Raw genomic sequence first — 24,350 nt, forward strand, 5'->3', positions numbered from 1 at the left:
AGTGCCGCAATTGCGAAGGTCCGAACACGCGTTGCAGGAACGGGAACGGAAACGCCATTCTACAATACTGACTACGTCATTTTCACTCGTCGTCGACGGTGAACGGAGGACCCTCCGCGAGACGTTCCGCAGCGGCCGGTGTGCCCAGTTCACGACGGTGGCGAGGGTGCTCCACATAGAACTCGAGGAAGCGGTACAACTGCACGGGATCGACAGCCAGATGCCGTGAGTCCACCTCGATCCGGGGTTCGGGCGGCAGTCGCTCGAAGAGGAACACCCGACTCGTGCGTCGACGCGCCCACGCCGCCGACCCGTGCCCCTCGATCCAGATCTCCGGGAACCCCCGGTCGATCGCACGGAGACCCCGCACCGAGACCCACGGCAGGTAGGACTCCACGAACCAGCCGCGCAACCTGATCCCGTCCGGTCCGAGAACGAGCGAACCGGCCCGGATGCGCCCGAGTGCCACCTCCACGAGGAAGGCCAGGCACACCCCGGCGACGAACGCCAGCACCAGCGCCACGAGGGGTAGCCCCTCGTTCCCGACCACGATTTCCACGGCGGCGCCGAGCGAGAGGAACGTCCCGCACAGCACCATCACGAGCAGCAGACCGAAGACGGGACGGCGGCCCCCGATCTCGGTACCGCCGCGACCGGCCGTCTCGACGTACCGGACCCGCGGTGTGCGGCTCGGTGGTGACGACGACGGTCGCCGACCCCCGGATCCGGCAGGCCACCAGAAGGTGGCTCCGAAGGCCGCCGTCAGCAGCATCAGCAGCGCCAGGATCGAATAGAAGCGGTCGGCACCCACCGAATCGGTGCTCCACGCCCCCGCTCCGCGGGCCGCGGCGAAGACCGCCACGAGCACCGCCGCGCCGGCCGCTGCGTACACGTGCAGATTGCGCGTGCCGTGCTGCCATTCGCTCGGCGGTTCGGTGCCGGACGTCGCATCGGTGTCGGACGTCGGTTCGGTCTCGGAAGTCGGTTCGGTGTCGGTAGTCGCATCGGTGTCGGAAGTCGCAGCCTCCGTGCCGCGCCCACCCCACGGGACAACAGGTCGTCGCATCGGTCTCCCCTCCCGGTGTACCGAGGAGCCCCGACGTCCTCGGCCCTGCCGGTCGGCCGGAACGCTACCTCGAGCGGCGGACCCGATGCGGACCCTTCGGGCGCGATGTCACCGACGGGCACACGAGTTGGCACCGGTCGGTGTGACAATTAACATACCCCTCGGTCATCAGAGTGTTGAACCAGGTCACGGCCGTTTCTGAAGGGACAGGACGCGCATGGGAGAGTCTCGCGAGAATTTTTCCCTACGTGTCGGTAACACCTATAGGCGTGAGCACGACACAATCTGTGACGATTCAGACGAGACCGGAGGAGTCTGCATGACTGTCCAGCTTGATTCGCCTGGCATCGCGTCCGTCGGCGAAGCTTCGTCGGCCGAGGCAGAGCTCGGGGAGCTGTTCGAGCAGATCAAGGAGCTCGACGCTCAGCTGCTCGCGGTGATCAAGCGGCGTTCGGAGCTCGTTCAGCGCGCCGGAGCATCCGCGAAGGGCACCGACGCGAGCCGCGAAGCACAGGCCGAGGAAATGGCCGTCCTGGGACGCTTCGCCGAACTCGGCACCGACGGCAGCACGCTCGCGATGACGCTGCTGCGCCTCGGCCGCACCCGCAAGGCCTGAGACCTACAACCGACGGCCCCCGCACCACACGGTGCGGGGGCCGTCGCCGTACCCGGAGCCGTCCACCGATTCGCATCACGCCGGTCGCAAACGTGGCCGCCCGCTCCCCTGTCGGCATACCGTCGGGACATCCCCGAAGAACGGACAGGAGCAGCATGGATCTCGGACTCACCGCGAAGAGGGCCATCGTCACCGGCGGTAGCCGCGGCATCGGCTACGCCATCGCGCGGGCACTGGCCACCGAAGGCGCCGACGTGGTGATCGCGGCCCGTACCGCGGCCGATCTCGACATCGCAGCGAAGACCCTCTCGGAGGAGACCGGGCGACGAATCGTTCCCGTGCCCACCGACACCGGCGACCAGGCCTCGGTCGACGCGCTGGTCGCGCGGGCCGTCGCCGAACTCGGCGGGGTCGACATCCTCGTCAACTCCGCCGCCACTCCCTGGAGCGCCAACAAGCCGACGGACTTCGCCGCGACCACCGACGACGTCGTGCGCAACGAGGTCGAGATCAAGGTCCTCGGCTGCCTGCGCACCGCACGCGCCGTCGCTCCCTATCTGATCGAACAGGGCTGGGGCCGGATCATCAACATCAGCGGCCTCGGTGCGCGCAGCGCGAACTCCATCGCCCAGACGGTCCGGAACGTCAGCGTTGCGGCTGTGACGAAGAACCTCGCCGACGAACTCGGCCCTCACGGCATCAACGTCACCGTGGTGCACCCCGGCCGGACCCGCACCGAGCGGCTGGCGGCACGCCTGGCCGAGGAGTCGGCCGAGACCGGCACGCCGGTAGCCGAACTCGAACAGCAGATCGCGAAGAACTCCGTGAACCGCCTCATCGACGCGAGCGAGGTCGCCGACGTCGTCGCGTTCCTCGCGAGCCCGCGCAGCATCGGCATCACCGGCGACGCGATCGCTGTGGGCGGTGGCGTGCCCGGCGCGGTCTACTACTGACCGGTCCGACGAAACGATGCGGCACCGTCAGCGCAGGATCGTCTTGATCTCCAGGAACTCCTCGAGCCCGAAAACGCCGGCCTCGCGTCCGATACCCGACTGCTTGTAACCACCGAAGGGTGCGTCGGTGTTGAAAGCGCCGCCGTTGATGTAGACCTGACCGGTGCGCATCCGGCGGGCCACCGCCTCCGCTCGCGCCGGGTCGGCCGACCAGACCCCGCCGGACAGGCCGTACTCGCTGTCGTTGGCGATGCGCACCGCGTCGTCCTCGTCCTGGTATCCGATGATCGACAGCACCGGCCCGAAGATCTCCTCGCGGGCGATCGTCATCTCCGGCGCGACGTTCGTGAACACGGTCGGGCCGACGAAGTAGCCGGTGGTGAACTCGGTTTCGCGTCCGTCGAGCACCAGTTCGGCACCCTCCTCGACGCCCTTGTCGATGTACGCCTTCACGCGTGCCTGCTGCGTTCCGCTGACGAGCGGGCCGAGCTTCGACGACGGATCGTCGGGCAGCCCGACCGTGTAGGCCCGCGCGACCTGCTCGGCGATGGCGGTGGCCTCCTGCAGACGGTCGGCGGGGACGAGCATGCGGGTCAGTGCGGTGCAGGTCTGGCCGGAGTTGAGGAAGCACTTGCCGACACCCTCGGTGACGGCCGCGGTGAGGTCGGCGTCGTCGAGGATGATGTTGGCGGACTTGCCGCCGAGTTCGAGCGCGACCTTCTTCACCGTTTCCGCAGCGACGACCGAGACGCGCTTGCCGGCACGCGTCGAGCCCGTGAACGACACCATGTCGACGTCGGGGTGCGCGGCGATGGCCTCGCCGACGACCGGTCCGTAACCGCTGACGAGGTTGAACACGCCCGGCGGCAGGCCGGCCTCGTCGACGATGTCGACGAGCGCGTAGGTCACCAGCGGCGCGACCTCGGTGGGCTTGAGCACCACGGTGCATCCGGCGGCGAGCGCGGCGAACACCTTCAGCACCACCTGGTGCAGCGGGTAGTTCCACGGGGTGATCGCCCCGACGACCCCGATGGGTTCGCGCACGACCAGGGCGTTGCCGATCTCCTGGTCGTCGAAGTCGTACGTTCCGGCCAGCGACGCATAGCCGGCGATGTTCTTCAGCGGCATACCGACCTGGATGGCACGCGCGAAGTGGGCGGGCATCCCCATGTCCTGGGAGACGACCCTCGTGAGCTCGTCGGCGCGCTCGTTCGCCAGCGAGGAGACCTTCTCCAGGTAGGCGGCACGTGACGCGCCACTGAGCGCGGCCCAGGCCGGGAAGGCGGCCTTCGCCGCGGCGACGGCCCGGTCGACATCGGAGGCGACACCCTCGGCGACCACCGCGACGACCTCTTCGGTCGCCGGATTCACGACCTCGATGCGGCCGCTGCCGTCGGAGTCCACCCACTGCCCGTCGATGTAGATCTTCGTGCGGTCGAGAATGTCGGTCATATCGCTCTCCCCTGCTCGTAGGCCGGCCTGTCGACGCCGTTGGGCGCGAGCGTAGCGAAGACCCCTCCCGCAATACAGCGTTTACTCCCGGCGGGTTGTGATGTATCCCGCCGTCATCGGAGTTAACACGTGCGCTACACTGGCCATTGCTGCTCGCGCGCTCCACCGTCGCAACGCACGGCGCATTCGGACAAAGACGTCTGCATTCACACACATTGTCTCCGGCACACGTCTATGCACCTCAGGAGCTGCGCCTTCCCACGCGTTCCCTCTCCTTCGCATCGTCACTGCCGGTCGACGCCGAATTCGATGCACCGAGGAGGACGTCCGTGACGCACGCCAGTGACACCGGCCTGTACGACAGCACGCTGGACAAGAGCAGTTGTGGTGTCGGTTTCATCACCCGCAAGGACGGGGTGCAGACCCACGACGTGCTCACCCGCGGCCACGAAGCCCTGTGCGTCGTGCCGCACCGCGGTGGCATGTCCGCAGAGGGTGTCGGCGACGGAGCCGGCATCAACGTGGACCTGTCGGTCGCCTTCTTCTCCGAGATCACCGGAAAGCCCCTGCAGGAAGGGAACTTCGGTGTCGGAAACTTCTTCCTCCCCACCGATCCCGCGGCGCATGCCGATGCCGAGGAACTCGTCTCGTCGGCACTCGCCGGAGCCGGGGTCACCGTGCTCACGGTGCGCGACGTTCCCGTCGACGACAGCGTGTTACGTCCTGCCGCAACGAAATACCAGCTGCCGATCCGGCAGTGGATCTTCACCCGGCCCGACGCGTGCGAGACAGTCGACGAGTTCGACCGGCTGCTGCACGACGTGCTCCTCGAGGTCGAGGCCCGCGCCTACACCGAGCCGGAACTGGGCGGGCTGTACCCGCTCTCGCTCAGTGCGCGCACGCAGGTTCTCAAGAACCGCTTGAACTCTCACGAGGTCATCCCGTACTTCCGCGATCTCACCGATCCGCGGCACGCGGTGCACACCCTGTTCTTCCACACCCGGTTCTCGACGAACACCGATCCGCATCCGACGATGGCGCAGCCGTTCCGCCTCATGGCGCACAACGGCGAACTGAACACCGATCGCAAGAACCGGCTGTTCGAGGGCGCCCTCGCCCGCGCGATGGGCCGCGACATCATCCGCCCGCCGGGACAGTCCGACAGCTGCCGCTTCGATCAGACCCTGGCCTCGCGCATCGCCCACAACGACCTCGACCTCGTCACCGCCGTCGTGCAGATGATGCCGCCGGCCTGGGAGAACGACACCGAGCTGTCGCCTCATGTGCGCGCGATGCTCGAGTTCTTCTCGCTGTACGAGGAGAAGAACGACGGCCCCGCCGCGCTGATCTTCGGCAACGGCACCGTCGTCGGCGCGCGCCTCGACCGCCTCGGCCTGCGTCCGCTGCGCACCGTGGAGACCGAGGAGTACCTCGCCGTCACCTCCGAGGCCGGTCAGTTCGATTTCGCGCCCGAGACCGTGCTGCGTCGCGGCCGCATCGAGGCCGGCGGCATGCTGTACTTCGATCACCGCACGCGCCGCTCCTACGGAACCGTCGAGGCGCTCGAACTTCTTGCTGCCCGGCAGGATTACGCGTCGCTCGTCGACGAGGCCCGTCGCGATCTCGATGCCCTGCCCGAGGTTCCCGCCGAGAAGGCCGGTTCCCCGCTGCGCTACAACGGCGATCTCGGCCGCTACCAGCGCTACGTGTCCTACAGCATCAACCAGGAGTCCTTCCGGTTCATGCTCGACCCGATGCTCGCGTCGGGTCAGGAGCGCATCTCCGCGATGGGCTACGGCAACGCCATCAATGCGCTGTCGGATCAGGAAGGCGGTGTGGCCAAGTACTTCTCGCAGCGCTTCGCCCAGGTCACCAACCCGTCGCTGGACTCGATCCGCGAGGCGGACGGCATGACCCTGCGCGTCGCGCTCGGTGCCCGCCCCGGTAGCGGTGCACCCGCCTCGTCCACGACCCAGATCGTGGTGCCCACCCCGATCCTCACGCACCTCGACATGCTGCGTATCCGCGAGCAGTCCGACACCCCGGTGCGGCGATTCGAGATGCTGTACTCCCCCGTCTTCGACGACGCGAAGGCGAACGCGGCCGCGCTCGCCGCCGCGATCGACGGTACGGCCGAGGCCATTGCCGATTTCGCTCGCGAATCCGGTGGCATCGCCGTGCTCACCGACCGGCACGTCTCTACCGACCGCGCCGGACTGCCGATGGTGCTCACCGTCGCCGCGGTCAACCAGCGCCTGATCGACGAGGGACTGCGTCTGCGCGTGTCCGTTATCGTCGAGTCCGGACAGTTGTTCTCGTCGCATCACATCGCCGCGACCCTCGGCTTCGGTGCCGCTGCGGTGTATCCGCTCACGGTGCAGATGCGCGCCGAGGAGAAGTTCGGCGACGACGCCGACGCCGCGTTCCTGAAGTTCCGCAAGGCCGCCGAGAAGTCGCTCATGAAGACGATGGGACGCGTCGGCCTGTGCACCGTCGAGTCGTACATCGGCGGTGAGTTCTTCGAGCCGAGCTATCTCGACACGAGCGACGAGGTGCTCGCGCGCTGGTTCCCGAACGTCAAGTCCCCGGTCGGCGGTGTCGGTTTCACCACCCTCGCGCAGGCCGTCGCCGACTGGCACCGTCGCGCCCTCACAGTCGAGACCGAGAAGGACGTCCCACTGCTGGGTCTGTTCAAGGAGCGCGCCGAGGGCGCCGGTCACTCGTTCGGCACGACCGCCGTACGCGGCTTCGTGGACATGACCGAGGAACCGTCCACGCTGCCCGTCGAGAAGGAGGCCGAGCCGGACCTGACCGACGCACTGCGTCTGCTGCCGCTGCACCGCCTCTCCGACGCGCACGGTCTCGACGACGCGTCGTACCGCTACGGCGGTTTCCGTGCCCTGACACCCGCCGAGATCGATGCCTTCGAGATCACCCCGGGCTACCGCGCGTTCGCTCGCACGATGGCCGACGAGCGCGCGCAACGTCCCGCGGCGCTGCGCGACGTGCTGGCGTTGCCCGCCGACGTCACTTTTGCCGTCACCGCCGAGGACTTCACCAAGGAGATGGGCCGCTTCGCACGGTTCGGCAACAACTCGATGCTCGTGCGCGGAATCTCCGCCGCGCGGGTCGGCGAGAGCGAGTTCGTCCTGCGTCTGACCGGTCCGCTCGCCGACGACCACCGTCGCCCCGATGCGCTCGCGGCCTCGCTCGTCGCCCGCTTCGGCGACGGCATCGTCTCGCACCGCTGCTACGGCGACACCCTGACCGTGCACGCGATCGGTGATGCCGCGCGCTATCTCGAGCAGGTCCGTCAGGCCCCGCTGAGCGTGCGACTCGACCGGGTGCAGCCGGCGCACGAGATCACCCCGACGCTCGCGTCGGGCGCGATGAGCCACGGCGCGCTCAACTCCAACGCCCACGAAGCCGTCGCCCACGGCACCAACATGGTCGGCGGCATGTCGAACTGCGGTGAGGGCGGCGAGCACATCTCCCGCTACGGCACCATCCGCGGTTCGCGCATCAAGCAGTTCGCGTCCGGACGCTTCGGTGTATGGGCCGGTTACCTCGCCGATCCGATGCTCGAGGAGATCGAGATCAAGATCGCGCAGGGCGCCAAGCCCGGCGAGGGCGGCCAGCTGCCCGCCAAGAAGGTCACGGTGGAGATCGCCGCGGCACGTGGTGCGACCCCGGGCGTCGAGCTGGTCTCGCCGCCGCCGCACCACGACACCTACTCGATCGAGGACCTCGCCCAGCTCATCCACGACGCCAAGGCGGCGCGGGTGCGGGTGATCGTCAAGCTCGTCTCCTCGGAGGGCATCGGCACGATCGCTGTGGGTGTCGCCAAGGCGGGCGCCGACGTCATCAACGTCGCCGGCAACACCGGCGGCACGGGCGCCGCCTCGGTGACCTCGCTGAAGTACGCGGGCCGGTCCGCGGAGATCGGTGTGGCCGAGGTCCATCAGGCCCTCACGGCCAACGGTCTGCGCGACAAGGTCGTGCTGCGGTGCTCGGGTGCGCACCAGACGGCGTCGGACGTCATCGCCTCCGCGTTGCTCGGCGCCGACAGCTTCGAGTTCGGCACCACGGCGCTGATGATGCTCGGTTGCGTCATGGCGAAGAACTGCAACGTCAAGTGCCCGGCAGGTCTGACCACGAATCCCGAAGTGTTCAACGGTGATCCGCGGGCGATGGCCCAGTACCTGCTCAACGTCGCGCACGAGACCCGCGAGCTGCTCGCCCGCCTGGGTCTGCGGTCGCTACGCGACGCGCGCGGCCGCGCCGACCTGCTGCACCTGCTCGACCACCCGTCGAGCGTGGGCCGGCTGGACCTGCGGGCGATGCTCGCGGTGCTGCCCGAGGTGCACATCGACAACCCGGTCTACATGGAGAAGGACTACTCGCTCGACGAGGCGTGGGTGGCCCGGCTGCGCGAGGCCCTCGTCGATGGGATGGAGCTCACCGTCGCGCTCGGCGACGGCGTGCAGCTGACGAACAACAACAAGAGCGTCGGTGCGCAGCTCGCGATCGACATCGAGCGCATGCTCAACCACGAGGATCTCGGCGTCCTGCCGGCCGTGCTCGACGACGAGCGCGGACGCCGCTGGTTGCGCGACGGCACCGTCACCATCACCACTTCCGGTTCGGCGGGCCTGTCCTTCGGGGCGTTCTGCAACGACGGCATGCACATCGAGCACACCGGTACCGCCAACGACGGCGTCGGCAAGGGCCAGTGCGGTGGGCAGATCGTGCTGCGTTCACCGGGTGGCGGCAGCGACGATCGCGGTGGCAACGTGCTCATCGGCAACTTCGCGCTCTTCGGTGCGACCGGTGGTCGCCTGTTCGTCGAGGGCGAGGCCGGCGACCGCTTCGCGGTGCGCAACTCCGGTGCCACCGCCGTCGTCGAGGGTGTCGGCGAGTTCGCCTGCGAGTACATGACCAACGGCGCGGTGCTCAACATCGGCGAGTTCGGCAAGGGCTTCGGCAACGGCATGTCGGGCGGGTTCGTCTACCAGTACGACCCCGAGGGCCTGCTCCCCCGCAAGGCCAGCGCCGACTCGATCGTCCTCGGGTCGATCACCGGCGACGACCCGCAGGCCGCGATCCACAACGCCGCGGTGCTGCAGCTGCTGCACCTGCACGTCGAGGCGACCGGCTCGGTGAAGGCCCGCTTCCTGATCGACAACTGGCAGGTCGAGCAGCACCGGTTCGCGTACGGCATGCCGCGCGCGCTGCTGCAGTACCAGGACCTCGACGAGATCCTCGCCGCAGCGTCGCGCAAGGCCCTCGCTGCCGAGGTCGCCACGGCGCTGGTCGCGCACCAGGTGCGCAAGTTCAAGGAGAACTACCGCTCGGGTGTTCCCGTCGCCGGTGGTGTCACCCCGGACGCGACCGACACCGAGGCCATGTACGCGCTGCTCAACAACTACACGGTGCTTGCCGCCGCGCAGGAGATGGCGCTGCAGAAGGTGCCCGGCGCCACCGACGTCGCCGACCCGGCGGTGCAGAAGGCCGCACGCAATCTGCTGCTCACCGAGGACTTCTTCCTCGTCGCGAAGCTCGAGCGCTACGCCCTCGCGGCGATCGCCGACCACACCGACGAGCAACTCGCAGCGCTGGTCGCCGACAAGCGCCTGAACGACTACAAGCAGGCCCTGGCCCTGCGCAACGTCCGCTCGGTCGATGCGCCCGGTACCTACGGCTGGATCCTCTTGCAGAGCCGCAAGAATCTCGACGCCGCAGGTCGCCTGCCCGGTTACGAGGAACTGTTCGCACGCAACGCCGTCCCGAACGTCCTCACCTCCACGATGGGAGTCTCCGCGTGACCACCACCGGCCCGTTCATTCCCCTCGACGCCCCGTTCACCGCCGATCAGCGGTCGTGGCTCTCCGGCTTCGTCGCCGGGATGCAGACCCGCCTGTTCTCCGGTGGTCCCGCCGACGATGCCGGGACCGCCGGCTCGGCACCCGCTCTGCATGTGCTCTACGGCTCGCAGACCGGCAATGCCGAAGCCGTCGCCGAGGACGCCGCGGTCGCGGCCCGCGCCCAGGGCTTCGCGCCCGTCGTGTGCGCTCTCGACGACATGGACCTCGACCGGTTCGCCGGTCTGGCCCAGGTCCTGATCGTCACGTCCACCTACGGCGAGGGCGAGATGCCCGACAACGCCGAGCTGTTCTGGGAGGCACTGTCGGCCGAGAGCGCCCCGCGTCTCGACGGCATGAACTTCGCGGTGCTCGCTCTCGGCGACACCGGTTACGACGGGTTCTGCCAGGCGGGCAAGCTCATCGACATGCGACTCGAGCAGCTCGGTGCGCAGCGCATCATGCCGCGGGTGGACTGCGACGTCGAGTTCGAGGAGCTCGCCGCGACGTGGATCGCGGAGACGCTGCCGCTCGTCGCGGCCGTCGAGGGCATCGTGGGCGACGGCGCTCCCGCCCCCGCGGCACCGGCGGCACCCGCCCCGGCGAAGTCGCAGTGGACCCGCAAGAATCCCTATCCTGCGGTGCTGACGTCGAATGTGCTGCTGTCCGGGGAGGACTCGGCCAAGGAGATCCGGCACTACGAGTTCGCGCTCGCCGATTCCGGTCTCGAATACGAAGCGGGCGACGCGCTGAACGTGGTGCCTGTCAACGACACCGAACTCGTACGCGCGATCCTCGGTCGGCTCGGTCTCGACGGCGCGACCGTCCCCGAGGGTCACGACGACACGCTCGAGCATCTGCTCACCTACAACTACGAGATCACCGCTCCGTCCGTCGATCTCCTCGAGGAGATCGAGAAGCACACGGGCAACGAGGAACTCACCTACGTGCTGCGGCACGGCGACAAGGCCGCGCTCGACGAATGGTTGTGGGGCCGCGACATTCTCGATGTGCTGCTGCTCGATCCCGCACCCGAGCTGTCGGCCGAACAGTTCCTGGCGCTGCTACGTCCGCTGCAGCACCGGGCGTACTCGATCTCGTCGAGCCCGAACGCGTGCGACGGTTCGGTGCATCTGACGGTCGCGGCGGTGCGCTACGGCACCGACGGCCGCGAGCGTCGCGGCGTGTGCTCGACCTTCCTCGCCGATCGTGTCGGTGAGAGCAGGGTCGGCATCTTCGTGTCGAAGAACAAGGCCTTCCGCGTCCCCGCCGACGACACCGCACCGATGATCATGGTCGGTCCGGGCACCGGCATCGCGCCCTTCCGCGGCTTCCTGCAGGAACGTCGCGCACGGGGTGCGACGGGGAAGAACTGGCTGTTCTTCGGCGACCAGAAGCGCGGCTGCGACTACATCTACGAGAACGAGTTGGCCGAGTTCGTCGACTCGGGCGTGCTCACGCGCCTGGACCTGGCGTTCTCCCGCGATCAGGCCGAGAAGATCTACGTGCAGACCCGCATGAAGGAGCACGGTGCGGAGCTGTTCGCGTGGCTCGAGGAGGGCGGACACTTCTACATCTGCGGCGACGCGTCGCGGATGGCGAAGGACGTCGACCGTGCGCTGCACGAGATCGTCGCCGAGCACGGCGGCATGAGCGACGAGCAGGCCGCCGAGTACGTCACCACCCTCAAGCGCGAGAAGCGGTACGTGCGCGACGTGTACTGAGCAGGCCGGGGTACGCACCAGCACCTCGAGGCTCGCAACACCATCGGTCACCGGTGGCGTTGCGAGCCTCGAGCGCGTGTTGCGAACCTCCCCGGAGGGACGATCGGAATGCCTTAGACTGTGCTGCAGGTCACACGAGGGAGTAGCTCGATGCCCGATCGCTCCGCAGCACGCAGCCGGCAGGCACCGACCGCCGACAGTCCCGACCGGATCCGCAACGTTGCCCTGGTGGGGTGCAGCGGCTCCGGGAAAACCACCCTCACCGAGTCCCTCGCCGTCGCAGCGGGCGCCGTCGGCCGCGCCGGGCGCGTGGCCGAGGGCACCACGGTGTCCGACTACGAGGAGATCGAGCAGCGCCACCGCCGGTCGGTGCAGCTGTCCGTCGTGCCCCTCGAATGGAACAACATCAAGATCAACCTGATCGACACACCGGGACATCCCGACTTCGACGCCGAGGTCCGCGCCGGTCTCCACGCCGCCGACGCGGCGATCTTCGTCGTCTCCGCCACCGATCCCATCAGCGCCGCGACCCGCGCGCTCTGGCGCGAATGCGACGACGAGGCGATCCCCCGCGCGATCGTGGTGAACAAACTCGATGTCGCCCGGCACAGCTTCGACGACATGCTCACCGACTGCCACGACGCCTTCGGTCTGGGGCCGGACACCCTCCGGGCCATGTTCTATCCCGTCTACGACGGCGACCGCCCGATCGGGTCGATGGGTCTGCTGACGGGCCGCAGCTACGGCGAACCCGGTCCGTGCCCGGTGTCCACCGAGGCGCGCGAGAGTCTCGTGGAGGCCATCTCCGGCCAGGACGACACGCTCATGGAGCGGTTCATCGCCGGCGAGCAACTCGACACGGCCTCCCTGCAGGAAGGACTCACCCGCGAGATCCTGGCGTGCACCCTGCACCCGGCCGTCCCCGCCGACGAGACGGGGATCGGCGCCGTCGAATTGCTCGAGTTGATCACCACCGGTTTCCCGGCACCGACGCAGCGCGGTCGTGGTGCACCGCCGTGCGATCCGGACGGTCCGCTCGCCGCGCAGGTCGTGCGCGTGGCCGGCGACTCCTATGTCGGGCGGATCAGCCTGGTGCGCGTCTACTCCGGCACGCTGCGACCCGACACGATCGTCGCGCTGGCCGACGGCGACCGCGACAGCCGCGAACGCATTCCCGCCCTGACGAGCCCGTTCGGCAAGCAACAGCGCCCGGTCGGCGAGGCCGTGGCGGGAGACATCGCCTCCGTCGGGAAGCTCGCGACGGCACAACCCGGCGACGTCCTGTACGACCCCGACCATCCGGTCCCGCTCGACCGGTGGCCGACCCCGACTCCCCTGCTCCCCGTCGCGATCGAGGCACACACCCGCACCGACGACGACAAGCTGTCCCAGGCCCTGTCGCGCCTCGCCTCCGAAGATCCCGCGCTGCGCGTCGAGCAGAATCCCGAGACCCATCAGCTCGCGCTGTGGTGCACGGGTGAGGCGCACGCCGAACTGGTCCTCGAACGGTTGCGCACCCGGCACGGTGTCCAGGTCGACACGGTCGAGCATCGGGTGCCGCTGAAGGAGACCTTCGCCGGCCCCGCGAAAGGCCACGGCAGACTCGTCAAACAGTCCGGCGGGCACGGCCAGTACGCGGTCGTCGACGTCGAGGTCGAACCACTTCCGGTGGGCAGCGGGGTCGTCTTCGCCGAGAAGGTGGTGGGCGGTGCGGTTCCGCGCCAGTTCATCCCGTCCGTGGAGAAGGGCGTGTACGCGCAGGCCGAGAAGGGCGTGACGACGGGATATCCGCTCGTCGACGTGCAGGTCACCCTGGTCGACGGCAAGGCCCACTCGGTGGATTCGTCCGATGCTGCATTCCAGGCGGCAGCCGGGCTGGCCCTGCGGGATGCGGCCGCGCACAGCACCGTTCGCGTACTCGAACCGGTCGCCGCCGTGCGGGTGATCGTGCCCGAGGAGTATCTCGGCGCGGTCCTCGGCGATCTGTCGGCCCGGCGCGGACGGGTGCTCGGCACCGAATCCCCCGAGCCGGGTGTCGCCCTGCTGCGCGCGGAGGTTCCCGAACTCGAACTCGGCCGCTATCCGGTCGAATTGCGGGCGATCACGCAAGGCACCGCCGATTTCGCCCGCCAGTATCTGCGGCACGAACCGATGCCCGAGAACCTCGCGGCCCGATACGGCGAGTCGGACTGACCACTGCAACGGACGGGCAGCGTGTCAGCATGAACGCCATGAGCGTTCTGCTGTGCTTCCACGCACACCCCGACGACGAGGTGTTCCTCACCGGTGGCGTGATGCGCCGGGCCGCCGACGCCGGGCATCGCGTCGTGCTCGTCGTCGCCACCGACGGTGCCCGCGGCGAGTATCCCGATGGGCTGCTCGCGCCCGGCGAATCCCTCGCCGCCCGCCGCACGAAGGAACTCGAGGAATCGGCCCGGGCGCTGGGTGCGGCGCGGGTGGTGCCCTTCGGATACGGCGATTCGGGGATGGCCGGCACCGCCGGCAACCACGATCCGAATTCGTTCGCCAACGCCGATCCGAGCGAGGTGGGAGCCAGGCTGGCCGCCGTGATCGAGCAGGAACGCGCCGATGTCGTCACGATCTACGACGCGCACGGCGGCTACGGCCATCCCGATCACGTCCAGGTCCACCGTGCCGGGGTCCATGCCGAACGGATCACCGGACACGACGCCGTCTACGAGGCATCCACGAACCGGGACCATCTGATGCGGCTGCTCTCGGCGCTGCCGGACACCCCCGACGACGTGCGCCCACCGGACCTCGAGACCTTCGGCCTGCCGGAATCGGAACTGACCACCGCCGTGGACGTGTCGACGACGCTGGGCGCCAAACGCGCGGCGATGGTGGGCTACGAGTCGCAGATCGGCGACTTCGGGCCGATGCTGAACATGCCCGAGGAACACCTGCGGGCGGCCTTCGGTGTCGAATGGTTCCGGCGCCGTAGCCTTCCGCCCGGGTTGCAGGAGACCGAGCTCCCGCTCTGACCCGAACGATCACGAGGAGAGAAGTGGAACAACGCATCGAGGTCTCCCGCCACATCGCCGCACCACCGTCCGCGGTGTGGCGGGTGCTCACTGCACTGGACGAGGCACCTGTCACCCTGCGCGGGGTGAAGGCCGTGGAACGACTGGACGGCACCGGCTACGAGGTGGGGACGCGATGGCGGGAGACCCGGGTGATGTTCGGGCAGTCGGCGACCGAGGAGATGCAGGTCGCCGAGGTGGATCCGGAGCGGCGCACCGTCGTCGTCGCCGAATCCCGCGGCGCCCGTTACCGGACCGTCTTCGACCTGACCCCCTCGGCGGGCGGCACGGATCTGACCGTGGATTTCTCCGGGGAGAGCGGACCTCTCGGGGCCTTCGCGCAGCTCGCGATGACCTTGTTCGCCCCGCTGGCGAAACGCGCGACCCGCAAGGCCCTCGAACAAGACCTCGCCGACATCGCCGCCGCGGCCGAGCAGACCCGATGAGCTAGGCGGCGGGCACGGTCTCCTCGAGCTTGCCGGTGGCCACGTCGAAGACGAACCCGCGCAGCGAGGTGGTCTTCGTGACGAACGGGCTCGTCTCGATGCGGCGCAGCGACTGGCGCACGTCCTCATGTGGGTCGCGGAAGGACTCCGGTGCCCAGGCCGGGCGGATACCGATCTCGTCCTGCACCGCGCGCGTGAACTCGTCGTCGGTGAAGGTCAGCATGCCGCAGTCGGTGTGATGGACCAGCACGATCTCGGTGGTGCCGAGCAGTCGCTGGCTGATCGTGAGCGAGCGGATCACGTCGTCGGTCACGGCTCCGCCGGCGTTGCGGATCACGTGGGCCTGGCCCTCCTCGATGCCGAGCGCCCGGTACACGTCGAGCCGGGCGTCCATGCACGCCACGATCGCGATGTGCTTGCTGGGCGGAAGCGGCAGCGGGCCGGAGAAGCCGGCCGCGTAGGTCTCGTTGTTCTTCAGGAATTCCTCGGTGACGGTCATCCTCGTCCCCCTTCGTCGTCGGACAGGCCGCCCCGATGATCGCCCGGATCGGCCCGCCCGTACAGGGTGGTGATCGGCGTGAGCAGAACCGTTGCCCGTTTGACGGTTCCGGCCCTCGGGTACCGCTCCCCTGCACCCTACGAACGAAGGACGGACGTCGATGGACAACGCCCCCAAGCACGGTTCGGGCCGCCCCGAGGACAACGACGACCTCACCGGCCAGAAGATCAAGCATCTCGTGGACAAGCTCGAGCAGAAGGTCGAGAAGGAACGCGAGGAGGAGGGTGCGCCCGGCAACGTCGCGGACCGGGTGAGGACGGAGAAGGTCGAGCCCGACGATCAGGCTCCCGAATGAGCCGCCCTCAGCCGTAGATCCGCCCGTAGAGTTCGCGGATCTCGTCGGCCGTCGGGATCCTCGGGTTGTTGTTCGGGGATCCCGACGCCAGCGCCTGCTCGGCCATGACCGGGACCCTCTCGTCCCAGGCCTGCTTGTCGATGCCGTACGACTTCGGTGTCGGCACCTCCACGTCGCGGCACAGTTCCTTCAGCGCGACGACCAGGTCGGCGGCGGCGGTCGCATCCGAGGCGTCCGCCGAAGCCGCGCCGAGGGCACGGGCGCAGTCGGCATAGCGGGACTCGGCGGCATCCACGGAGAATTCGGTGACCGCGGGAAACAGCATCGCGTTCGACAGTCCGTGCGCGACGTGGAAGTGCGCGCCGATCGGCCGGCTCATGCCGTGCACGAGCGCGACGCTGGAGTTGGAGAACGCGATGCCCGCCTGCGTGGCGGCCAGCATCATCCGCTCGCGCGCCTCGGCATCCTGCCCGTCCGCGTAGACGCGTCGCAGCACCTGTCCGATGGTGCCGATCGCGACGAGCGCGAGGCTGTCGGAGAACGGGTTCGCCTTCCTGCTGACATAGGCCTCGATGGCGTGGGTGAGTGCATCCACGCCGGTGTCCGCGGTCAGGCGCGGGGGCATCGTCAGGGTGAGCCGGTAGTCGACGATCGCGGCGACCGGCAGGAAGGCCAGACCCGGGCACAGCATCTTCTCGTCGGTCTCACTGTCGCTGATGACCGTGAACTGGGTTGCCTCCGAGCCGCTTCCCGCGGTGGTGGGCACGGCGATCACCGGTAACGCCGGACCGATGTTGTTACGCGGCGCCTTGTAGTCGCGCATGTGGCCGCCCTGCCGGGCGAGCAGGCCGAGTGCCTTGGCCGTGTCCATCGGGCTTCCCCCGCCGAAACCGATCACGCAGTCGGCGTCGTGCTCGGCGACCGCCGCGACACCCGCGTCGAGCGACGCGGTGGTGGGGTCGGGCACGGTCTCGGCGAAGACCGCGGGGTGCAGTCCGGCGGCCTCGAGCTGCGCGACCATCCGATCCACCGCACCCGTGCCGACCAGGAACTTGTCGGTCACCACCAGCGGCCGGGCGAGTCCGAGTCCGGCGACGACCTCCCCGATCTCGTCGACGGCGCCCCCGCCGACGCGCATGATGCGTGGAAGTGCGATGGAAGCCACGTGCGATCCCTCCTCGAGTATCCGTCCGACGGGTCGTGTCTACCGCATCACAACCGTGAGCGGAGGCATCCGGCGGATCTCGGGGAGTCTCAGCTCTGGACGATCCGTAGTACATCCCCGCCTGCCCCGGAGCCCTTCCGCGCGGTGAGCAGCCCGAGGCGCTCGAGGTCGTCCGCGCGGTAACCGGGCCATCCGTGCAGCATGCGACGCCACCGCCCCGGCACCGCGGACGCACCCCACCGGGCGCCGAGCAGTCCGCCCGCGATGGCCGCGACCGTGTCGGTGTCGTTGCCTGCGCGCACGGCCAGTTCGAGCGCCTCCGGCAGGTGTCCGGGGCCGTCGGTGCGGGCGTGCGTGATCGCCCACCACGCGGCCTGCAGGGCGTGGACGACCCAGCCGTTGTTGTCGAACACGCGCGGGCTCGGCGCGGCCTCCGCCTCGTCCAGCAGCACCGCCCACCGCTGTGCGGCGGGCTGGGACAGGCAGGACAAAGCGACCCGCACCCCGTCGAAGGTGCCGTGGAGGACGGCGTGACGGATCGCGAACGACCACAGCCGGCACGCTTCGGATGCCTGCTCGTCCGCGTGGGTGAGGCTGCTGATCGCATGGGCCGCGGCCAGGCACCGCTCGGCGTCGTCGAGGTAGGCGAGCCCGACGGGTGCGGTGCGCATGAGCGATCCGTTGCCGCCGGTGCGCCCCGGGAGGCTGCGGGCGCGCGCCGTCATGGTGGCGGCGGTGGGTCCCGCCTCGCGCAGGACGGCACGCGTCTGGTTGCCGATGTCCTTGGGGTCGGTGGCGTACCAGCGGAGGAACTGCGCCGCGACCGCGTCGAGTCCGGCACCCTCACCGATGTCGATGCCGGTCGCCGAGACCTCGGCGATGGCGAGGGCCATCGAGGTGTCGTCGGTCCACTCGCCGGGCGCGAACGGCCCGAGTCCGCCGCCGATCATGTCGATGGGCGTAATGTCCGTCGGATACGTGAATTCGTATCCCGCCCCGAGTGCGTCGCCTGCTGCGGTGGCGAGCAGGACTCCGGCGGCCCGGTCGTTCTGTGCTGCGGTCGTTTCCATGAGCCCCTCGCTTCGATCAAGTCTGCGCTAAAGTTAGCGCATCGATGATTGAATGTCCACCATGGGCACACCGACCGATTCGACCGGCAGGTCGCTCACCGACTACCCGCGCCCCTCGGTGGCCGTGGACGTCGCGGTCCTCACCGTCGACGAAGTACTGAAGGTACTGGTCGTCGAACGTCCCGACGGCAACTTCGCCCTGCCCGGCACATTCCTGCACCCCGGTGAGCGACTCGCCGAGGCCGCCGAACGCGCCCTGCGCGACAAGGCCGGGCTCACGGGCGTCGACTTCCACCAGCTCGCCATGCTCGACGATCCCGAGCGCGACGACCGCGGATGGGTGCTGTCGATGGCCCACGGCGCCGCGGTGCCGGTCGCCGAGATCCCTGCGGAGGCGCATCTCGTGCCGACGACCGAGACCACCGACCTCGCCTTCGACCATGCCGAGATCGTCGACCTGGCGGTCGCCGACCTGCGACGCCGGTACTCCGCCGAGGTCGACCCCGGCAACTTCCTCGGCGAACAGTTCACCGTGCTCGACCTGCGGATGCTGTACGAAACCGTCTATGCCCGCAGCTATCCCAAGGACACCTTCCGCCGGCACCTGTTGCACGGCCTCGAACCCACCGGCGAACTGCGCAGGGAGGGCACGGGCCGCCCCGCCGAGATCTACCGCCGGCGCGGCACTCCCCTGCCGTCGTCCACCGCCGCCTTCCTCCTGCAGTGACGAATCAGGACGCCAACGCGTGCGCGATCTCCGCGGCGACCGCGACGTTCCCGTGATAGACCGCGACATTCGTCTCGAGCGAGCGCCCCTCGGTGGCCCGGTGCATGTGCTCGAGCAGGAACGGGGTGATCGCCTTGCCGCGTGTCCCGGCCTCGGCGGCGGCGTGCTCGGCCTCGGCAAGCACGCGATCGTGCAGTTCCGGATCGATCTGAGCCTCGGCCGCCACCGGATTCCCGACGAGCACCGCCGCCCGCAGACCCAGCCCGTCCCGCGCCCGTGCCACCGCTGCGGCCTGCTCCGCCGACTCCACCTCGTCGACATCGCAGCCGCTGTCGCGCACATAGAAGCCGGGAAAACGCGTGGTCCGATAGCCGACCACGACCACCCCGAGCGTCTCGAGCCGTTCGAGTGTGGCAGGGATGTCGAGGACGGATTTGACGCCGCCGCTCACCACGAGGATCGGAAGTGTCGCCAGCGCAACGAGATCCGCGCTCTCGTCGAAGGTCGACGAAGCTCCCCGATGCACGCCGCCCAGGCCGCCGGTGGCGAATACGTCGATCCCGGCGCGATGCGCGAGCAACGCCGTCGCCGACACCGTGGTCCCCCCGTGCAATCCCTTGGCCGCCGCGACCGGCAGGTCGCGGATACCGAGCTTCACGACCGGGACGTCCTCGGCGCCGAGCATGCGGATCTGCTGTTCCGACAGACCGACCGTCGGCGTGCCGTCGACGACCCCGATGGTCGCGGGTAGCACCCCGGAATCGCGCAGACGTTGCTCGGCGTCGAGCGCGACCTCGACGTTGCGTGGCCGGGTGAGGCCGTGTGTGAAGATCGTCGATTCGAGCGCCACGATCGGCCGTCCGGCCGCGATCGCTTCGCGCACGTAGTCCGCGACGCGGATCGTTTCGCTCATACGACCGACGATAACGCGGCCTAACCGATCGACGCGGCCGTGCGACGTCCCATCTTCGCGAGGATCCGGGCCGTGCGGTCTGCGTCCTCGGGAACCGGCACCGCCGGAGCACAGACACCGTCCATGTAGAGCGCGTCGCCGAAACTGTCGGCGCCGGCCTCCATCCGGTCGAGTTCGGCATCCGAGAAGGTCGCATCGACCCCAGCGCTGCGCGCGATGTCCCATCGGTGCACGAGCATGTCCCAGATGTAGAACTGCTCGAAGGTCGCGCCCACCGTGGTCGGCCCGAAGTATCCGTCGTAGGTCGTCGAGACGAGTGCGTCGTCGGCGAGGATCTCGGCGATTCGTGCCGTGTGCGTCCTCCACGCCTCGGCCGGGCGGTCGGTATCGGGCCGCTCGCCCACCTCGACGCCGCGCCCGGCGAAGAAGTCCCGCTGCGTGTCGATGATGTGGGCCAGGACGTCGCGTGCCGTCCACCCCTCACACGGCGACTGCACGTCCCAGTCGGTGTCGCGGAGCGACGAGATCACGTCGGTGAGCGGCTTGTCGGCCTCTGCGTGTCGCAGTGCTGTTGTATTCATGACTCGATACTGACGACCGGCGAGGGCAGGGTATTGATGAAACCCGACGGCGGCGACCCCCTCGGCGGTCGCGACGACACCGACCGTGTCGGCGGTCGCGACGACATCGAACGCGCCCACCTGAAGGATCCGCGCGATGCCTCGCACACCATGCACCGTTATCCCGCCGCGCCCGACCTCACGGATCTGATGCAGCGGTACTGGATTCCCGTGTGGTCGGTGCCGGCCGGCCGGGAGGCACCCCAGCGGGTGCTGCGCTATCCCGTCTGCCAACTGGTGGTCGCGCACGACTACGCGCGCTTCTACGGTGTCGAACACGGACTGTCCACGGTCACCCTCACCGGTGAGGGCTGGGCGGTCGGGTCCATGCTCAGTCCGGCGGCCGGTGCTCTGATCACCGGCACCTCGCTCGCGGTGTTCACCGACCGGGCCGTCGACCTCACCGACGTCCTCGGAGATGCCGGTGCGCGTCTGATCACGCAGGTACGCGAGGCGATGGCGCACGACCCGGACTCTCGCGAGTCGCACCGCGCCGCGACGGAGGCGTTCGACGACGTGCTGCGCGCCTATCTTCCGATCGACGAGGAGGGGCGACTGGTCAACCGGGTGGTGGCATTCGTCGAGGGGAACTCCGACGTTCTGCGGGTCGAGCAGGTGCGGGCGGAGTTCGGTCTCGGTGAGCGCGCGCTGCAACGCCTCGTCCAGCGACGGATCGGGCTGACGCCGAAGTGGCTGATCCAGCGGCGGCGACTGCAGGAGGCCACCGGTCGCCTGCGCGAGAAACCCGGTTCGTTGTCGGAGGTCGCCGCGGTCCTCGGTTACGCCGACCAGCCGCATTTCGTACGTGATTTCGCGAGGGTCGTGGGCATGACGCCGGGCGCGTTCGCGGCTCGCTACGGCGGTGGATGACCGCCCTTGTCGGACAGGTCCCTCGGATTCGGGCGGATGTACCACATAGTGGAACGTCATAAACCTGCGACGCTTCTCGATCAGGTAAATGTAACGAAGCACACAGTGAAGACGACCTACCTGTCGAAGCACGAGAAAGAACGAAGGGGTTCATCGTGGGACACGACCGCCTACTTTTCATCGGACGTCCGGATGCGGACGAGGTCGCGCACTGGAGCACTCTGCGCGAACTCGCTCCTCAGCGAGGATGGAAGCCCACCCGGACATTCGAGCCCGGCGAAGTCGCCTGGGCCGTGGCCGCCGGTAGCGCCTTCGAGCAGTCCGGACCGATCGCCGAGGTGATCCATTCGCTGCAGGAAGCTCATATTCCCTGCACCAGCGCACTCGACGCGATACGCCACGCGTACTCGGCCTCGCGCCTGTCTGTCTGACTCGCAGGCGGGTAGCCGCGCCTCAACGTCGCGGTGCGGCCACCCGCTGTGCGTTCTGCCTTCGGGCTACCCGAAGGGACTGACGTCGAGCCAGGACGCCAGGAACCCGGTGTCGCCGAAGACCTCCACGTCGGCTGCCTCCACAGCGCGCCGACGATAGAGCACCAACAGCAGTTCCGTCAGCGGTCCGCGTACCGCCACGGCACACTTCTCGTGGGCATGCCGCCACGCGAAGTCCTCGCCGGTCAGGTCCACGACCCACTCCGCCGACGTGTCCGTCGCGTGGAAGTGCAGCGTCCGGGCGGGTCCGTGCAACGCGCGGTGCCGTTCGACATCGAGTCGTGGCCAGGTGACCACCGCCAGGTCGAGCCATTCGTCCACGCAGTCCACGGCGAGATCGTGAGCCGGCTCGAAATCCGCTCCCAGTGCGAGCGCGGCGTCGGCGCGATGCACCACGGTCTCGTGGGCGAAGCGCCTGGCGAAGAACTCCGGGGTCTTCTTGCCGCCCGGGATCGGTGTCCACACCCGCATGTTCGGACCGACCTCCCGCAGCGCGGCCTCGAATTGGCGCGCTCCTTCCCGTAACCAGGGAATCAGCGCGTCCGGATCCTCGTCGGCGTAGTCCGCCAACTCCCGCATCGCACGGTCGGTGCGCGGCATCGCCCCTTCACCGCGGACCGCTTCGCTCGCCCAGCGGTGGCCGTAGCCGATGTGCCGGGCGAGCTGACCGAGGTTCCATCCCGGGCACGACGGCACCGGTGTGGTCATGTCCTGCCCGGCCAGTGAGTCCACCAGCAGTTCCGTCTGTTCGACGATCTCTCCGCAGTAACGCGCGTAGTCCAGCATGCCTGCCCTTCGTGCTCGGCTCCCGTACCCGCCCCGATTCTGCACGGTCGGCCGTAGTCTGGGCGCCATGCCGGCCGACGAGAGTGCACTCGAAGCCCTGTTCCCGCCCACCGGAGTCGCCGCGCTCGCGACGATCAAGCGCGACGGACGACCCCAACTGTCGAACGTCACCTACCGGTACGAGCCCGCGACCCGCACGTTCTCCGTCTCGATCACCGACGACCGGGCGAAGACCCGGAACATGCGCCGCGACCCGCGTGTGAGCCTGTTCGTCGACTCCGACGACAAGTGGTCCTACGCCGTCGCGGAGGGCGAGGCCGAACTGTCCCCGGTGGCGGCCGATCCCCACGACGACACCGTCGAACAGCTCGTCGAGTTGTACCGGGCGGTGCAGGGTGAGCATCCGAACTGGGACGACTTCCGGGCCGCGATGGTCGCCGATCGCAGGTTGCTGCTGCGTGTGCGGGTCTCCCGCTTCTACGGCGCCGCGCGCTGATCCTGCCGCACCGCGACGGGCACCGGCACGTATCGCGGGATGTACCGGTACATCACTCCGGCGCCGACGAGGGCGAGCGCCCCGATCGCGGTGGCACCACCGGCGAGCGACACCGTGGCCACCGCTCCCACGACGAGAGGTCCGGCGAACGATCCGGTGTCGTGGGTCAGTCGCCACGCGGCGAGGAACTCGGCACGCGCGTGCGGTGGTGACACGTCGGCGCCGAGCGTCATGACGATGCCGTTGCTCATGCCGTTCGCCGTCCCGAGCACCACCGCGACGACCACGAGCCACCACAGCTGCTGCGACAGCGGCAGGATCAGGAAAGCCGTGCCGAACAGCAGCAGCGCCGGTACGGCCGTCACCCGGCGGCCGAAGCGGTCCATCAAGACTCCGGACGGGTAGGCCAGTGCCACATCCACCGCCGCCGCGACACCGAAGATCAACGAGACGGTCGCCGGCGCCACCCCGATGTGATCGGCCCACAACGGCAACACCGCGTCGCGTGAGGCGCGCGACGCCCCGACGAGCATCGCGCCGATACCCAGCGTTCCGAGGACCGTCCGGTGGGAGGCCGCCACCGCGATCACGCCACCGCTACGCTGCTGCGACCTGTCCGGTTCCGGCACAGCGGAATTCGCGATGAGCGCCCCGGAGACGACGATCGCGATCACCTGGACGATCAGCCCTCCGCTCACGCCCGTCAGGTGCACCGCGCCGGCCCCGACGAACGGACCGACGAACACACCCGCCCGGCTCATGGCGGCGTTCGCGGAGATACCGCGGGCGCGCATGCGCAGCGGCAGGGCACCGGCGAGATAGCTCTGCCGCGCGAGCCCCCACACCGCGTTCGCGAAACCGGTGAGCGTCGCGCCCACCGCGAGCACCGCCGGTGTGGGCGCCGACAACGAGACGAGGACGCCGGTCGCACCGAGCGCCGATCCGAGGACGATCGCGCGACGTTCCCCGAAGCGCGCGACCACCGTGCCCGACGGCAGGTCGCCGAGGACCGCCCCGAACGCGACCAGCGCGACGATCAGTCCCGCGACCGGCACGGACGCGCCGAGTTCGCGGGCGAGCAGCGCCATCATGGGAGCACCGGCACCGGTGCCCAGACCGAAGATTGCCGACGGGACGAACAGCGACAGGAAGAACGGACGGAGCCCGGGTTCGGGCTCCGTCCGTTCGGTCACGCG

21 protein-coding genes are annotated in these 24,350 nt (G+C 69.0%); 12 read left to right on the forward strand and 9 right to left on the reverse strand.

Going from position 1 to position 24,350, the window contains the following annotated elements; translation table 11 throughout:
* Positions 1-82: 82 nt before the first annotated feature.
* Entirely contained in the window at positions 83-1,066 is a 984-nt protein-coding gene (locus tag ACWPOC_RS07170; RefSeq protein ID WP_455408275.1) for a hypothetical protein, read from the reverse strand.
* A gap of 319 nt (positions 1,067-1,385) precedes the next feature.
* Here ACWPOC_RS07170 and ACWPOC_RS07175 point away from each other — a divergent pair, with 319 nt between their 5' ends.
* Positions 1,386-1,682: a chorismate mutase gene (locus ACWPOC_RS07175; RefSeq protein WP_085469565.1), complete on the forward strand. Its 297-nt coding sequence runs from the start codon at positions 1,386-1,388 to the stop codon at positions 1,680-1,682.
* Positions 1,683-1,837: 155 nt separating this feature from the next.
* Positions 1,838-2,635 (forward strand): SDR family NAD(P)-dependent oxidoreductase, encoded by a 798-nt coding sequence (locus tag ACWPOC_RS07180; protein ID WP_060654350.1) that lies wholly within the window; start codon positions 1,838-1,840, stop codon positions 2,633-2,635.
* Positions 2,636-2,662: 27 nt separating this feature from the next.
* Here the strand turns inward: ACWPOC_RS07180 and ACWPOC_RS07185 are convergent, their stop codons facing one another.
* Positions 2,663-4,087 carry an aldehyde dehydrogenase family protein gene (locus tag ACWPOC_RS07185; RefSeq protein ID WP_349536257.1) on the reverse strand — a complete coding sequence of 475 codons (1,425 nt, stop codon included), beginning with the start codon at positions 4,085-4,087 and terminating at the stop codon, positions 2,663-2,665.
* 329 nt (positions 4,088-4,416) lie between these two features.
* Between ACWPOC_RS07185 and ACWPOC_RS07190 the strand changes: the two genes are divergently transcribed.
* From ACWPOC_RS07190 to ACWPOC_RS07210, 5 genes are all read left to right on the forward strand, one after another.
* Positions 4,417-9,912 (forward strand): glutamate synthase-related protein, encoded by a 5,496-nt coding sequence (locus ACWPOC_RS07190; protein ID WP_455408276.1) that lies wholly within the window; start codon positions 4,417-4,419, stop codon positions 9,910-9,912.
* A complete protein-coding gene (locus ACWPOC_RS07195; RefSeq protein ID WP_455408277.1) occupies positions 9,909-11,672 on the forward strand; it encodes a sulfite reductase subunit alpha in 1,764 nt (587 codons plus the stop codon). The genes ACWPOC_RS07190 and ACWPOC_RS07195 overlap by 4 nt, the downstream gene beginning before the upstream one ends.
* Before the next feature lie 150 nt (positions 11,673-11,822).
* Positions 11,823-13,865, forward strand: a complete 2,043-nt coding sequence (locus ACWPOC_RS07200) for an elongation factor G-like protein EF-G2 (RefSeq protein WP_455408278.1) — start codon at positions 11,823-11,825, stop codon at positions 13,863-13,865.
* A gap of 38 nt (positions 13,866-13,903) precedes the next feature.
* Positions 13,904-14,677 (forward strand): PIG-L deacetylase family protein, encoded by a 774-nt coding sequence (locus ACWPOC_RS07205; RefSeq protein ID WP_230792013.1) that lies wholly within the window; start codon positions 13,904-13,906, stop codon positions 14,675-14,677.
* Between the two features lie 23 nt (positions 14,678-14,700).
* Positions 14,701-15,162, forward strand: coding sequence for an SRPBCC family protein (locus ACWPOC_RS07210; RefSeq protein WP_455408279.1), 462 nt, complete (start codon positions 14,701-14,703; stop codon positions 15,160-15,162).
* 1 nt (position 15,163) lies between these two features.
* On the opposite strand, the gene ACWPOC_RS07215 is transcribed toward ACWPOC_RS07210, so the two are convergent.
* A complete protein-coding gene (locus ACWPOC_RS07215; RefSeq protein ID WP_455408280.1) occupies positions 15,164-15,661 on the reverse strand; it encodes a beta-class carbonic anhydrase in 498 nt (165 codons plus the stop codon).
* A 160-nt stretch (positions 15,662-15,821) separates the two neighbouring features.
* On the opposite strand from ACWPOC_RS07215, the gene ACWPOC_RS07220 reads away from it, so the two are divergent.
* Positions 15,822-16,016, forward strand: a complete 195-nt coding sequence (locus tag ACWPOC_RS07220; protein WP_006552878.1) for a hypothetical protein — start codon at positions 15,822-15,824, stop codon at positions 16,014-16,016.
* Positions 16,017-16,023: 7 nt separating this feature from the next.
* Here the strand turns inward: ACWPOC_RS07220 and ACWPOC_RS07225 are convergent, their stop codons facing one another.
* Entirely contained in the window at positions 16,024-17,154 is a 1,131-nt protein-coding gene (locus tag ACWPOC_RS07225; protein ID WP_423660579.1) for an iron-containing alcohol dehydrogenase, read from the reverse strand.
* A gap of 116 nt (positions 17,155-17,270) precedes the next feature.
* Entirely contained in the window at positions 17,271-18,251 is a 981-nt protein-coding gene (locus ACWPOC_RS07230) for an ADP-ribosylglycohydrolase family protein (RefSeq protein ID WP_455408281.1), read from the reverse strand.
* 61 nt (positions 18,252-18,312) lie between these two features.
* Here ACWPOC_RS07230 and ACWPOC_RS07235 point away from each other — a divergent pair, with 61 nt between their 5' ends.
* Complete coding sequence (locus tag ACWPOC_RS07235; protein ID WP_059383645.1) at positions 18,313-18,978, forward strand: NUDIX hydrolase; 666 nt, start codon at positions 18,313-18,315, stop codon at positions 18,976-18,978.
* Between the two features lie 4 nt (positions 18,979-18,982).
* On the opposite strand, the gene ACWPOC_RS07240 is transcribed toward ACWPOC_RS07235, so the two are convergent.
* Positions 18,983-19,891 carry a pseudouridine-5'-phosphate glycosidase gene (locus tag ACWPOC_RS07240; RefSeq protein ID WP_106200222.1) on the reverse strand — a complete coding sequence of 303 codons (909 nt, stop codon included), beginning with the start codon at positions 19,889-19,891 and terminating at the stop codon, positions 18,983-18,985.
* A gap of 20 nt (positions 19,892-19,911) precedes the next feature.
* Positions 19,912-20,472 (reverse strand): TIGR03086 family metal-binding protein, encoded by a 561-nt coding sequence (locus ACWPOC_RS07245; protein WP_455408282.1) that lies wholly within the window; start codon positions 20,470-20,472, stop codon positions 19,912-19,914.
* 36 nt (positions 20,473-20,508) lie between these two features.
* On the opposite strand from ACWPOC_RS07245, the gene ACWPOC_RS07250 reads away from it, so the two are divergent.
* Both ACWPOC_RS07250 and ACWPOC_RS07255 read left to right on the forward strand, forming a co-directional pair.
* Positions 20,509-21,381, forward strand: coding sequence for a helix-turn-helix domain-containing protein (locus ACWPOC_RS07250; RefSeq protein ID WP_455408283.1), 873 nt, complete (start codon positions 20,509-20,511; stop codon positions 21,379-21,381).
* 155 nt (positions 21,382-21,536) lie between these two features.
* On the forward strand, positions 21,537-21,812 hold the full coding sequence (locus ACWPOC_RS07255; RefSeq protein WP_006552872.1) for a hypothetical protein: 276 nt from the start codon (positions 21,537-21,539) through the stop codon (positions 21,810-21,812).
* Between the two features lie 66 nt (positions 21,813-21,878).
* Here ACWPOC_RS07255 and ACWPOC_RS07260 read toward each other — a convergent pair whose 3' ends face one another.
* Entirely contained in the window at positions 21,879-22,658 is a 780-nt protein-coding gene (locus tag ACWPOC_RS07260) for a maleylpyruvate isomerase family mycothiol-dependent enzyme (RefSeq protein ID WP_447816476.1), read from the reverse strand.
* 58 nt (positions 22,659-22,716) lie between these two features.
* Between ACWPOC_RS07260 and ACWPOC_RS07265 the strand changes: the two genes are divergently transcribed.
* Positions 22,717-23,154, forward strand: a complete 438-nt coding sequence (locus ACWPOC_RS07265) for a PPOX class F420-dependent oxidoreductase (RefSeq protein WP_455408470.1) — start codon at positions 22,717-22,719, stop codon at positions 23,152-23,154.
* Here the strand turns inward: ACWPOC_RS07265 and ACWPOC_RS07270 are convergent.
* Positions 23,136-24,347: an MFS transporter gene (locus ACWPOC_RS07270; protein ID WP_455408284.1), complete on the reverse strand. Its 1,212-nt coding sequence runs from the start codon at positions 24,345-24,347 to the stop codon at positions 23,136-23,138. The two genes, ACWPOC_RS07265 and ACWPOC_RS07270, sit on opposite strands and share 19 nt — an antisense overlap.
* Between the last annotated feature and the right edge of the window lie 3 nt (positions 24,348-24,350).

Source organism: Rhodococcus sp. 5G237 (assembly GCF_053764735.1).

Coding starts and splice junctions, on each gene's coding strand:
- ACWPOC_RS07180 (WP_060654350.1), top strand. CDS start 1,838: ATGGATCTCGGACTCACCGCGAAGAGGGCCATCGTCACCGGCGGTAGC.
- ACWPOC_RS07215 (WP_455408280.1), bottom strand. CDS start 15,661: ATGACCGTCACCGAGGAATTCCTGAAGAACAACGAGACCTACGCGGCC.
- ACWPOC_RS07235 (WP_059383645.1), top strand. CDS start 18,313: ATGGGCACACCGACCGATTCGACCGGCAGGTCGCTCACCGACTACCCG.
- ACWPOC_RS07200 (WP_455408278.1), top strand. CDS start 11,823: ATGCCCGATCGCTCCGCAGCACGCAGCCGGCAGGCACCGACCGCCGAC.
- ACWPOC_RS07170 (WP_455408275.1), bottom strand. CDS start 1,066: ATGCGACGACCTGTTGTCCCGTGGGGTGGGCGCGGCACGGAGGCTGCG.
- ACWPOC_RS07205 (WP_230792013.1), top strand. CDS start 13,904: ATGAGCGTTCTGCTGTGCTTCCACGCACACCCCGACGACGAGGTGTTC.
- ACWPOC_RS07175 (WP_085469565.1), top strand. CDS start 1,386: ATGACTGTCCAGCTTGATTCGCCTGGCATCGCGTCCGTCGGCGAAGCT.
- ACWPOC_RS07260 (WP_447816476.1), bottom strand. CDS start 22,658: ATGCTGGACTACGCGCGTTACTGCGGAGAGATCGTCGAACAGACGGAA.
- ACWPOC_RS07230 (WP_455408281.1), bottom strand. CDS start 18,251: ATGGAAACGACCGCAGCACAGAACGACCGGGCCGCCGGAGTCCTGCTC.
- ACWPOC_RS07240 (WP_106200222.1), bottom strand. CDS start 19,891: ATGAGCGAAACGATCCGCGTCGCGGACTACGTGCGCGAAGCGATCGCG.
- ACWPOC_RS07185 (WP_349536257.1), bottom strand. CDS start 4,087: ATGACCGACATTCTCGACCGCACGAAGATCTACATCGACGGGCAGTGG.
- ACWPOC_RS07250 (WP_455408283.1), top strand. CDS start 20,509: ATGAAACCCGACGGCGGCGACCCCCTCGGCGGTCGCGACGACACCGAC.
- ACWPOC_RS07245 (WP_455408282.1), bottom strand. CDS start 20,472: ATGAATACAACAGCACTGCGACACGCAGAGGCCGACAAGCCGCTCACC.
- ACWPOC_RS07220 (WP_006552878.1), top strand. CDS start 15,822: ATGGACAACGCCCCCAAGCACGGTTCGGGCCGCCCCGAGGACAACGAC.
- ACWPOC_RS07225 (WP_423660579.1), bottom strand. CDS start 17,154: ATGCGCGTCGGCGGGGGCGCCGTCGACGAGATCGGGGAGGTCGTCGCC.